General features: G+C 44.6%; 11 protein-coding genes. 5 read left to right on the top strand and 6 right to left on the bottom strand.

Going from position 1 to position 12,321, the window contains the following annotated elements:
* Positions 1-56 precede the first annotated feature (56 nt).
* The 3 genes from D2V05_RS11455 to D2V05_RS11445 form a co-directional block, all read right to left on the bottom strand.
* On the bottom strand, positions 57-758 hold the full coding sequence (locus tag D2V05_RS11455; RefSeq protein ID WP_119640393.1) for a zinc metallopeptidase: 702 nt from the start codon (positions 756-758) through the stop codon (positions 57-59).
* A gap of 94 nt (positions 759-852) precedes the next feature.
* On the bottom strand, positions 853-1,956 hold the full coding sequence (ald, locus tag D2V05_RS11450) for an alanine dehydrogenase (protein ID WP_119647796.1): 1,104 nt from the start codon (positions 1,954-1,956) through the stop codon (positions 853-855).
* Positions 1,957-2,243: 287 nt separating this feature from the next.
* The gene (locus D2V05_RS11445) at positions 2,244-5,309 is read right to left on the bottom strand and encodes a leucine--tRNA ligase (protein WP_119647993.1); all 3,066 of its coding nucleotides are present in this window, start codon (positions 5,307-5,309) and stop codon (positions 2,244-2,246) included.
* Positions 5,310-5,398: 89 nt separating this feature from the next.
* Here D2V05_RS11445 and D2V05_RS11440 point away from each other — a divergent pair, with 89 nt between their 5' ends.
* The 5 genes from D2V05_RS11440 (at position 5,399) to D2V05_RS11420 (ending at position 8,860) form a co-directional block, all read left to right on the top strand.
* Positions 5,399-6,277: a cell division protein FtsX gene (locus D2V05_RS11440; RefSeq protein WP_119647795.1), complete on the top strand. Its 879-nt coding sequence runs from the start codon at positions 5,399-5,401 to the stop codon at positions 6,275-6,277.
* A 9-nt stretch (positions 6,278-6,286) separates the two neighbouring features.
* A complete protein-coding gene (locus D2V05_RS11435; protein WP_119647794.1) occupies positions 6,287-6,550 on the top strand; it encodes a DUF3098 domain-containing protein in 264 nt (87 codons plus the stop codon).
* 1 nt (position 6,551) lies between these two features.
* A complete protein-coding gene (locus tag D2V05_RS11430) occupies positions 6,552-7,346 on the top strand; it encodes an undecaprenyl-diphosphate phosphatase (RefSeq protein ID WP_119647793.1) in 795 nt (264 codons plus the stop codon).
* A 30-nt stretch (positions 7,347-7,376) separates the two neighbouring features.
* Positions 7,377-8,066, top strand: a complete 690-nt coding sequence (gene truB, locus D2V05_RS11425) for a tRNA pseudouridine(55) synthase TruB (protein ID WP_119647792.1) — start codon at positions 7,377-7,379, stop codon at positions 8,064-8,066.
* A 74-nt stretch (positions 8,067-8,140) separates the two neighbouring features.
* On the top strand, positions 8,141-8,860 hold the full coding sequence (locus tag D2V05_RS11420; RefSeq protein ID WP_119647791.1) for a hypothetical protein: 720 nt from the start codon (positions 8,141-8,143) through the stop codon (positions 8,858-8,860).
* On the opposite strand, the gene D2V05_RS11415 is transcribed toward D2V05_RS11420, so the two are convergent.
* From D2V05_RS11415 to D2V05_RS11405, 3 genes are read right to left on the bottom strand one after another with little or no spacing between them, the layout of a single operon-like run.
* Entirely contained in the window at positions 8,843-9,502 is a 660-nt protein-coding gene (locus D2V05_RS11415; RefSeq protein WP_235855442.1) for a thioredoxin family protein, read from the bottom strand. The two genes, D2V05_RS11420 and D2V05_RS11415, sit on opposite strands and share 18 nt — an antisense overlap.
* Positions 9,503-9,561: 59 nt before the next feature.
* Positions 9,562-10,977 (bottom strand): TolC family protein, encoded by a 1,416-nt coding sequence (locus tag D2V05_RS11410; RefSeq protein ID WP_119647790.1) that lies wholly within the window; start codon positions 10,975-10,977, stop codon positions 9,562-9,564.
* Positions 10,961-12,316: an HlyD family secretion protein gene (locus D2V05_RS11405; RefSeq protein ID WP_119647789.1), complete on the bottom strand. Its 1,356-nt coding sequence runs from the start codon at positions 12,314-12,316 to the stop codon at positions 10,961-10,963. Before D2V05_RS11405 ends, D2V05_RS11410 begins: the two co-directional genes overlap by 17 nt.
* Positions 12,317-12,321: the final 5 nt, after the last annotated feature.

The raw sequence follows: 12,321 nt of genomic DNA, 5'->3' as shown, positions 1-12,321 counted from the left end.
AGCAAAAAAAAATAAAAGGGGCCAAATGGCCCCTTTTTTATTGATATCTTCTTTCTTTAGTCCCTTCCACCAAAAACCTGAAGGCCCCAGTAAAGCAGGGAAGCCAAAGCACCTACAGCAGCAACCAAATAGGTTCTTGCTGCCCATTTGAGGGCATCCTCTGCACCGGCATATTCTTCTTGACTCACCATATGCTTTTGTTTCAACCACACCAATGCCCTTTTACTGGCATCGTACTCCACTGGTAGGGTTATAAAACTGAACAGGGTCGCAAATCCCATCATAATCAAACCAATCACGGCTATCGTAAAACCGATTCCTCCGGTAACCCCGGTAGCTGCCATAAGGGCAATACCTCCGAACACGATCCATGTGGACATTCCCGAGGTGACACTCACCACAGGCACCAATTTGGATCGCATGGACAACCACTCATAGGCTTGGGCATGTTGTACGGCGTGACCACACTCGTGGGCCGCTACCGCAGCGGCGGCAGCATTACGTTGGCTGTAAACGCCTTCACTCAAGTTTACCGTTTTGTTTTTGGGATTATAGTGGTCCGTCAACATTCCAGGGGTGGAAATCACCTTCACATCACGAATACCATGATCATCCAACATTTTCTGGGCAATCTCTGCGCCACTCATCCCATTGCGCAAATGCACCTGGGAATATTTTTTGAACTTACTCTTCAATTGGTTGCTTACCAACCAGCTGACCAGGGCTATCGCGCCGATCAATATATAATATGTCATCATAGCTTATTCTGTTTTTTGCTTTTAGTAAATATACTACTATAAAGCAAAAACCCCGCCAAATAATGGCAGGGTCGATATACTGACAAAATGTAAGTTATACCAATACTGGCTCTTCCAAATGGAAGGTTTCGGCTATTTCTTTATAGACCACTTCACCCTCAACAATATTAAGTCCCATGGAAAGGGATTTGTCCAACTTGCAGGCACTACGCCATCCCATATTTGCCAATTTTAGCACATAGGGCAGTGTTACATTCGTCAAGGCAACAGTAGAAGTATAAGGCACTGCCCCTGGCATATTGGCTACACAGTAATGGACCACATCGTCTATAATATAGGTCGGGTCCTCATGGGTTGTTGGTTTGGTGGTTTCTACGCATCCTCCCTGATCCACGGCAACGTCTACGATTACCGTTCCGGGGCGCATGTCCTTGAGCATGTCCCTAGTGATCAAGTTGGGGGCCTTTGCCCCTTTTAATAGAACGCCACCAATAATAAGGTCGTGGGTCTGTATATGTTTTCTGATATTGAACTCATTGGAAAATTCGGTCACCACATGGCTGGGCATGATATCGTTCACTTGACGAAGCCTTTTCATGTTCACGTCCATAATGGTTACATGGGCTCCCAGTCCCGCTGCCATTTTAGCAGCTTGGATGCCTACGGTACCGGCTCCCAAAACAAGAACACGGCCTGGCGCCACTCCGGGAACACCTCCCAAAAGCACGCCCCTGCCTTTTACGGGTTTCTCCAAAAATTTAGCTCCTTGTTGAATGGCCATCCTTCCAGCCACTTCGGACATAGGGGTCAAGAGTGGTAAGGTCCCATCTTCATCCTCTACCGTTTCATAAGCGATGCACACCGCCTTGCTTTTGATCATGGCCTTGGTCAATGCTTCGCTGGATGCAAAATGAAAGTAGGTGAACAGAATCTGGCCTTTCTGAATCAAATCATATTCCTGGGCAATGGGTTCCTTAACCTTCACGATCATATCGCTCATGGCGTATACCTGCCCAATAGTATCCAAAATAGTGGCCCCAGCCTTCTGGTAATCCTGATTGAAAAAGCCACTGCCTTCTCCAGCTCCGGACTGCACATACACGGTGTGGTTGTTCTTTACCAATTCAAAAACCCCTGCTGGTGTCATCCCAACCCGGTTTTCATTGTTCTTGATTTCTTTTGGTACCCCAACTATCATTTTTGATGTTTTTTGATGTTTCTGTGTCAAAGGTGAGCAAAAAAAACAGACTGGAACAGAAAAAATCGACAAAAAGCAGGGGGTAGTGGTCAAAAAACGTGTTTTTTAACATTTATACCCTCTTTTTTAATGGGGTTACATCTTTAAATAAATTTTTATTTGACTTTACCCCTATTTTTTTAGGGGTATGGGTCATGAAAAATAAAAAAGCATGCCAATCGACATGCTTTTTTATACTCTTGATAAAATATTTTTAAGAAAATCGTTCTAAAATTGTCTTTTTCAAATCATTCCACAATATTGACAATTCTTCCAGGAACTACGATTATCCTTTTAGGATCTCGACCCTGCAATTGCTCCTTAGTCTTTTCATGGGCCAATACAGCCGCTTCTATCTCCTCCTTGCCCATATCTGCTGGAAATTCCAGTTTAAACCTCGTTTTACCGTTGAAGGAAATAGGGTATTCCTTGGTACTCTCCACCAAATATTTTTCCTCGAACTTGGGGAATGGAGCTTCCGCAATGGACTCTGTATGACCCAATCGCTCCCAAAGCTCTTCGGCAATATGGGGCGCATAGGGTGAAACCAAAATGGCCAACGGTTCCAAAATGGACTTGCTGGTACATTTTTGGGCTGTCAATTCATTCACACAGATCATAAAGCTGGACACCGAAGTATTGAACGAAAAGTGCTCGATGTCTTCTTGCACCTTCTTGATGGTCTTGTGCAATGTTTTTAAGTTATCAGCGGTGGGCTCCGCTTCGGTGACGCTTCGACTACGCTCAGCGTCCGAATCGAAAAAGGGCATGTACAGCTTCCATAGTTTTTTCAAAAAGGAAGATACCCCGGTGATACCTGCTGTGTTCCAAGGTTTGGATTGCTCCAAAGGACCCAAGAACATTTCGTATAACCGAAGAGAATCCGCTCCATACTCCTCACAAATAGCATCTGGGTTCACGACATTGTATTTGGACTTAGACATTTTTTCGATTTCCCTGAAAACATTGGCACGTGTTTCCTCAGTCATTTTTTCATTTGGAACGACCTCTTCTCCATCAAAATAGTGAGCATTGCCTATAACTTTTAATCTCTCATTTTCCAATAACCGCAAAATGCTTACTTGTTCTTTGTCGACAAGGTTGACATCTATATTTGTTGACTTAAATGCTATGTATGATTTTGTGTAGCCCTCGTATCCTTTATTAAAATCTAAATAAATATCAATGCGTTCATTTAAAAAATCAAAAAGCGGTTTAGGCAACTTATTGATAGTACCTTTTTTTAGGGTCAAGCCATCATAAGTTCCCTTACTTATTATGATTTGACAAAAAGTTGAAACTTCCTCATCCCCTTTTTTTAATCTTCCTTCAATAATATTGAAGAAAGCGCTCTCACCCGTAATCATCCCTTGGTTGATTAACTTTTTAGCATATTCGTCCTTGGGCACATACCCCATATCGAACATAAACTTCTGCCAAAAACGGGAATACAACAAGTGGCCCGTAGCGTGTTCGCTACCTCCTATATACAAATCCACATCTTGCCAATAGTCAATGGCTTCCTTGGAGAAAATGGCCTCGTTGTTTCGGGGATCCATATACCTATTAAAGTATTGGGAGCTTCCTGCCCAACCCGGCATGGTGTTCAATTCCAAAGGAAAAACGTTGACATTATCAATAAGGTCATTGCTAACCACTTCCGCCTTGAGGCGGTCCCATGCCCAATGGGTAGCATTGCCCAAGGGCGGTTCCCCTGTTTCGGTGGGAAGGTATTTTTCCACTTCGGGCAATTCCAACGGCAAATGTTCCAAGTCGATCATCTGCGGCATCCCGTCCACATAATACACAGGGAAAGGTTCCCCCCAATACCGTTGACGGCTGAACACCGCATCCCGAAGGCGATAATTCACCTTGCCCTTGCCCTGACCTATTTTTTCCAGTTCGGCAATCGCTTTTTTGGTGGCCTCTTTATAGGAAAGTCCATTCAAAAAATCAGAATTGGCGATAATGGTCGTGGCCTTGTCGGCAAAAGCCTCTTCGGAAATATCCACACCCTCAAAAATATTGGGGATGTCTATGTTGTAATGTTTGGCAAAATCATAATCGCGTTGGTCCCCACAAGGAACGGCCATCACGGCACCTGTTCCATAGCTGGCCAACACGTAGTCCCCGATCCAGATCGGAATGGGTTCTTTGGTGAAGGGATGCTCTGCATACGCTCCGGTAAAAACACCCGAAACCGTTTTTACATCGGCCATACGATCCCGTTCGGAACGTTTGGCGGTAGCCTCCACATAGGCTTCCACCTCAGCTTTTTGTGCTGGTGTGGTGATTTTGGCCACCAACTCATGCTCTGGGGCCAAGGTCATAAAGCTCACCCCAAAAATGGTATCAGGGCGGGTGGTGAAGACTTCTATTTCAAATGGTAAATTTTGAGTTTTGAATTTTGAGTTTTCATCTTCTAACTCAACATTTAACACTTTAAACTTTACAGAAGCCCCTTCTGAACGACCAATCCAGTTGGTTTGGGAATCCTTCAAGGGTTGTGGCCAGTCGATGTTGTCCAGACCGTCCAACAAACGCTGGGCATAGGCAGTAATCCGCATGCTCCACTGCGTCATTTTCTTACGGATCACGGGGTGTCCCCCTCGTTCCGAAACACCGTTCACAATTTCATCGTTGGCCAAAACGGTTCCCAAAGCCGGACACCAGTTCACCTCGGTATCCGCCAAATAGGTCAACCTATATTTTAAAAGGATTTCTTGCTTTTCCTTTGCTGAAAAATGGTTCCACTCCGAAGCAGAAAAAGTTGGGGTGTCATCATCGCAAGCAGCTTGCACATTGGCATTCCCTTCTTTTTCAAACACGGAAACCAAGGTTTCAATGTTTTCCGCCTTATCGGATGTTTTATTGTACCACGAATGGAACAATTGGATAAAAATCCATTGTGTCCATTTGTAATATTGTGGGTTGGAAGTACGCACCTCTCGACTCCAATCGAAAGAGAAACCTAATTGATCTAACTGCTCCCGATATCTTTTGATGTTGTTCTCCGTGGTGATGGCAGGATGCTGGCCGGTTTGGATAGCATACTGTTCCGCTGGCAAACCAAAGGAATCGTAGCCCATGGGATGCAACACATTGAAACCCTTATGTCTTTTGTAGCGCGAATAGATATCCGTGGCAATATAGCCCAGCGGGTGACCCACGTGCAATCCTGCCCCCGAAGGATAGGGGAACATGGACAATGCATAAAATTTGGGTTTATCGGAATGGTTAGAAGCCTTAAAGGTTTCATGCTCTGCCCAATACTTCTGCCACTTGGCTTCAATTTCACGGAAATTGTAGTTCATGCTGATCACTTTCATTTTCGAGTTGCAAAAATAGGTTTAATCCCCTAAATACAATTTACTTTTCTATTTTTACGTACTGATTCCACTATATGAGCCAATATATTGAAAGATATCAGCGAAGAAAACTGATCTCCTCCTATTTTTCCGTGGTTTTGAGTATTGCCTTGGTCCTTTTCCTGTTGGGTGTACTCGGACTTTTGGTATTGAACACCAAAAAGTTGGCGGACCATTTTAAGGAGCAGATTACTATTTCGGTCTTTTTGAAGGACAATGCAAAACCTGTAGAAATAGATCAATTACAGAAAAGCTTGGCCTTGGCCGAATACACCAAGTCAGCTGAATACATTTCCAAGGAAGATGCCGCGGAGCAGTATAGCGAAGACATTGGAGAAAATTTTGTGGAGTTTTTGGGGTACAATCCGCTTCAAAATTCCATCGATGTGCATTTGAAGGCCGACTTTGTTTCCCCAGAACAAATTGAGCAGATTGCGGGCGATCTGGCCTCCAAAACCTATGTGGAGGAAGTGAGCTATGACAAACCTTTGATCGAGCTCCTAAATGACAATGCCCGGAAAATCAGTCTTTGGATATTGGTGGCCAGTGCCATTTTCACGGTAATCGCAGTATTGCTCATCAACAGCTCTATTCGCCTTTCCATTTATTCCAAACGATTTATCATCAAGACCATGCAAATGGTAGGTGCTACCAAAACCTTTATCAGAAGACCTTTTATCTGGACGAACATCAAACTGGGAATGGTAGGAGCCGTAGTGGCCTTGATCGCTTTGGGCATTTTAATCTATTACATCAACAAAAACTTCCCCGAGTTGGACCTGTTCAATGAATATGTGGTCCTAATCTTTTTGTTTGTCGGAGTCTTTGGTTTGGGAGTGGTCATTTCGTGGGCAAGCACCCATTTTGCCACCCAACGTTTCCTTAACTTGAGGACCGATGATCTTTATTATTAACTTTGCGGCATGAGCAAGAAAAACAAGAACGATCAAAAACCCAACAAGGAGTTCATTTTTCAAAAGAAAAATTACCTTTTCCTCTTTATCGGCATTGCCTTTATTGCCTTGGGCTTTATTTTGATGGCTGGCGGCGGGAGCGACGATCCCAACGTATTCAATCCGGATATCTACAGTTTTAGAAGGATTCGATTGGCACCGACCTTGGTGCTCATCGGTCTGGGCATTCAGGTATACGCCATTTTGTTGAACCCTAACAAAAACAAGGAATAATTTGGAATTGATCGATGCTATCATCCTTGGAATCATTCAAGGGTTGACCGAGTTTTTGCCCGTTTCCTCCAGTGGGCATTTGGAATTGGGAAAAGCGATTTTAGGGGCCCATGCCATGCCCGAAGAAAGTTTGTTGTTCACCGTGATTCTTCACTTTGCCACCGCTTTGAGTACCATTGTGGTGTTTCGAAAGGATATTTTCGAGATTTTTAAGGGCCTTTTTCAGTTCAAATGGAACGAAGAGACCCAATTTTCCCTGAAAATTATCATTTCCATGATTCCCGCCGCTTTGGTCGGACTCTTTTTGAATGATTTTATTGAAGTATTTTTTGATGGTGCCATCGTCATCGTGGGCATCATGCTCATCATTACCGCCTTTTTGTTGTACTTGGCCGATTTGGCCAAAACCACGGATAAAGGGGTTTCCTTCCGAAGTGCCTTTGTAATTGGAATGGCACAGGCCGTTGCCATATTGCCGGGAATTTCCCGAAGTGGGGCCACCATTTCCGCAGCGGTATTGTTGGGAGTGGACAAGGGTAAATCGGCACGTTTTTCGTTCTTGATGGTCGTGCCCCTTATCCTAGGAAAAGTAGCCAAGGATGTGATGGGAGGCGAAATCAATTTCCACGGAGATCAAGCCGTTGCTATGGGTGCAGGTTTTGTGGCCGCCTTTATTGCTGGTTTGGCCGCTTGTACCTGGATGATCAAGCTGGTCCGCCAAAGCAAACTCACCTATTTTGCCATTTATTGTTTGATTGTTGGGTTGATCGCCCTTGCGTGGAGTATCTGGGGATAGATTTTTATCTTTGCCCAAACCCCAAAGCCTTTGAAAACCGAAGAAGATTTTTTAACCGGTCAGATCATTTTGATCGACAAACCTTTGGAATGGACTTCGTTCCAAGCCGTGAACGCCCTAAAATGGGCTATCCGAAAAAAATTCAACCTAAAGAAGTTGAAGATTGGACATGCGGGCACCTTAGATCCGCTGGCCACAGGTCTGTTGGTCATTTGCACGGGTAAATTCACCAAAAAAATTCCTGAACTGCAGGGACAAATCAAGGAATATACGGGCACTTTTACTCTTGGTGCCACCACTCCTTCCTATGATCTGGAAACCGAAGTGGACCAAACTTTTCCAACGGAACATCTTATGGAAACATCCATCCGAAATATACCCAACCAATTTTTGGGGGAAATAGAGCAGGTACCTCCTGTGTTCTCTGCCTTGAAAAAGGATGGTAAACGTTTGTACGAACTGGCCAGGAAGGGAGAAGAAGTGGAAGTGCAGGCCCGAAAAATAGAAATATTGGAATTTGAAATTACCCGAATCGACCTACCAGAAGTGGATTTTAGAGTGGTGTGCAGCAAGGGAACCTATATCAGGTCCTTAGCACATGATTTTGGAAAAGCACTCGATTCCGGGGCTTATTTATCGGCCCTTAGAAGAACCAAAATAGGGGATTACAACGTAAATAATGCTACCAGCCCCTTGGTTTTCAAGGAAGAACTGGGGTAAAAGGCATCTTGCACTATTTTTGCTCGGATGCTGAGGATAAAATATTTTTGGAAAAATGCGGTTATAGTTAGACCATGAACCTGAACAGAAGCCAATTATCGCTCATTATCACCTTCTTCTCCATGTCCATTGTGGTTTTGTTGTTATTCAGCATCCACTTGGGGGGCATGAAAGAGGATGAATATGTTATTGAGATGAGCTTGGCCGATGAGGATATTGAGAAATTGATAGAAGAGGAAGAAAAGCAGTTGGAGGAACTGGCGGCTAACAACGACCCCATTAAAAGTCATATGGCCTTCAATGAAACCGCAAAGCCCACCATAGGCAATCCCGAGCCTCTCAAAACCTTGGAAGAACTTATGGAAGAAAGAGCCATGAACAGTGAGACCGGGGAACCTGGAGAGGATACTGCTTTTTCAGACCAATTGAAAAAATTAAAGGCAGAGCGGGACGAGAAAAAACAAAAATTGGGTGAGCGGGACGCCCAAAAAGAGGAATTCACCAACTACCTCAAGGAAAGGCGTACTTCCATTTCCTTTTCTTTGGTAGACCGAAATTCTTATTACCTGCCTCCTCCCATCTACACCTGTATTGAAGGCGGTAAAGTGGTCATCAACATCAAAGTGGATGCCAACGGATATGTGACCGAAGCTGATTTTAATGATAAAAGTTCCGGAACGAGCAATGGCTGTTTGGTGGACAATGCCATCAAATACGCCCTTCAGGCCCGTTTCAGTGCCAGTTCCAAAAGCGAACAGATAGGCACGATCACTTACCTATTCCAAAGCAAGTAATTCAAAAATTTCTTTTAGGGTGCTTTCTCCACGGTCTTTATTGTACCACACTTGGAGTTCCTGCTTGCAGGCATCGGTCAGTTTTCCATGTTCTATTTTACAGGTTTCGACCATTTCGGCGGCACCTTGGGGTCTTGGGCCCCATTCACCCACAATTTCTTGGTTCTTACCATCCAACACGATCACTTTGGGAATGGATTGGGTTCCATTGGTCAAAAATGCTTCCATGAGTTCGGGGTTTTCATCCCGCAAAACCACCTTTAGGGATATTCTTGAACTGGATTCAGCAATTTTGTTCACAACGGGCAAACTAGCGGCTGCATCACCACACCAGCTTTCGGTAATGACCAAAAAAATCAATTCCCTATCCAACTTGGACAATTTTTGAAGGGTTTCTTCCGGCAGCTTGAAGGTCTTGTCCCAGCGGTTCATCCGACGGTCGTTCAGTTGGGTAAAATTTATCCTAGGCTCGGATTGCTCCTCTCCGGTTGTTTTTCCAGTTAACGCATAATCATGGACCATATCCCGATACTGTGGGCAATCCATTCCATTCAAAATACTTTCCTGAACAAGTTCCAATCTGTTTTTCTCCAAAACCTCCATAAAAATTTTTTTCAAAAGTAGTTTGGGCAAGCGGCCCATTTGCTGACTTTTGTCATTGGTTGACAATCAATCCCAATCCTTACAAGGCCGAATGGGTTTTACAATGATTTTGGATTAATCGCCAAACTCTTGAACAACGTGGCCTTGGTCTTAAAAAATTTGTTCTCCATTTCGTTTTGCTTCAGATAGGCATCGATGAGCTTGCTCTCCCTGGAGTTGATGAGAAAAAGGGAACTTTCCCCAAAACTGAACTTTCTTTCCTCTGCGGCCAGGAGCGTGGAATAATCTGTTACGATATCATCAATCAACTGGTTTTGTACCACATAGGAATCCAGTTCCTTATAAATGGCCGTAACCTTGTTCTGAATCTCTACCTGGGCATTGTCCCTTTCAAATTGGGCATCCTTCAACTTGAACTTGGCCAACTTTAGATCTCCCCGTTCCTCTCTCAAAAACAAAGGCAATTGAAAAGATAGGCCTCCCTTATAGTTTTCTGTGATAAAGGAATTGAGGTATTCTGGAGTATCGGTGATAAAATTGTATTCCACGTCCAACTTCGGTAGTAGTTTGTTCGTCTTCAAGCGCTTGTCCACCTGCAATCCTTCGATCTTATACTCCAAGGAAACCAATTTGGGATGGTTGTCCAAGTCGAAACTATCCAAGGGTACGCCCTGTATTTCCAAGGTGGAATCCACATCCAATGCCATATCTTCATCTGGCCTTACCCCTTCCTGTAGTTCCACGGGAACATCCTCTATCCACAAGAAATTGGACAGTTCCAAGGATTTCTTCATCAGGTTCACTTTGGCCTGTTCAAATCCCAATGCCCGATTACGAACAGCGATTTTGGCCTCCACGGTATCGATCATGGCCTTATCACCTGCCAAGGCACTCTCACGAACCCCATTGAACCGGGTTTGGGCATTCACTAAAAAATCTTGGTACACCTTGGCATCCTTATGGGCTTGCACCCAATCAAAGTAGGCCACCGATGCCCTGTAAAGTACTTCGTTCACCTGAAGATCTTGCTCCGCTTTGGACTGTTCCCTAAAATACTTGGCCTTGCGCAGGGTGGCCATCCGTTCATTGATCCAAAAACCTTGGGCCAACGACATGGAAACCCCTGCACTGTACAAGCCATCCTCGGGCAGTGTTTCATCCGGATTCAGGTAATACCCCTCGTTCTGTTGAAAATTTCCCTTCAACTCAATGCCAAACCAAGTAGGAATCTTGAACGTGGTGTTCAAACGGTCCCAATATTCGGTACCCTTAAACTCCTTTCGCTCATAATCCACTTCTATTTTTGGGTCGAAGCCTCCCCTGGCTTTCATCAGATTGGCTTGTCCCATGGCAATGTTGAGCTGCGCTTGTTTGGCCACGGGATGGTATTTTTTCACATAGCCCAAATATTCCTTGAAACCCAACACCAACGAGTCTTGTTGGGCTTGGCCTTTAAAGGCAACCCACAAGAAAGCAACAAGGAATAAGCTAATTACCCTATTTCTTGGTCGCATCTGCGCTGGTGTTTTGGGGTTGATAATAATTGGGCGGGAAACCGTTGAGCTGACGCCATAGTTCATACCAAATCGGGACATCTTCTAAAAGTGCCATGGTATTGGCACCTGAACCTACCCGAATATCCTTTGGCCAAGGGGCCTCTTCCTCATCAGGGGCCAATAGTATTCGGTATTTTCCGTTCGGGCTGATGAAGGTTTCAATCGCCACTATTTTTCCTCCGAAGGTCCCATAGGAAACATTCGGCCAGCCACTGAACACAATAGACGGCCAGCCATCAAACTGAATACGCACCTTTTCCCCAACATGGACCAAGGGAAGGTCTATGGGGTCCACATAGGTTTCCACAGCGATATCGTAATCCGCTGGCATGATGCCCACCAATTGGGCTCCTTCTTTAAAAGTTTCCCCAATCCCGGATTGTATGGCCTTGTTGATATATCCGCTTTGCGGCGCCCGAATATAGAGCAGGCTGTTCCTCATCTCATAATTGGTGTACTCATTTTCCAACTTGGTCACTTGGGCCTCAGAATCAAATTGGTTGGACTGTGCCGTATACAGGTCGCTCTGTGCCTTGGAAATCTTATCGGTATATTCCGCTTGTACCCGATTGATCTCTACTTGGGCATTGATGACGTCATTTTTACTGGTCAACAATTTGTTTTCCTGACTGATGAGCTTGGCTTGGGTCTCCTGAAGTTTTAGGCGTTTTTCTTCCACATCGGTAACCGCTTTAAGGCCTTCACCCTGTAATTGGACCACCCGATCATACTGTCGCTGCGCAATGGCGATATTGGTTTTGGCCGCTTCCAAATCTATGCTGTCACTCTGCACCTTCAATTTGGATTGAATCAATTTGTTCTTGGCCTGCTCCAGTTTCAATCCCCTTTCCTGGGTCAATGCGGTAATCTGGGTTCCCAAGGCCTTCACCTTTTCTTGATAGGATGTAACCGCCATGGACTTGGACTTGATCTGCTGACCGGTACGTTCCACCAGATTGGGATCGAAATATTCACTCTTCACCTCGGAAATATGCAGGATCGTATCCCCTTTTTCCACATAATCACCTTCCCTTACGTACCACTTTTCAATTCGGCCGGGAATAGGCGATTGAATGGTCTGGGGTCTCTGATCTGGGGTCAAGGTGGTCAAATATCCCTTGCCGGAGATGTTCTGGGTCCAAGGCAAAAACAAAACAAAGAACATAATGATGGAAAACGCCGCCAAAAAACGGTTGAATTGTTTGTAATGCCTTTTGTGGAATACCTTTTTACCAGCTTTGTAGCCTGTAAGGTCCACTTTTTCGTTCAACTTGCTATGTGAGGAAATGTTCAGCATAAATC

The sequence above is a fragment of the Flagellimonas pelagia genome (genome assembly GCF_003584135.1).
GTDB classification, from domain to species: Bacteria; Bacteroidota; Bacteroidia; order Flavobacteriales; family Flavobacteriaceae; genus Flagellimonas; species Flagellimonas pelagia.
The sequence above is the reverse complement of the archived record's forward strand: the minus strand, read 5'-3'. Positions and strand labels throughout refer to the sequence as shown.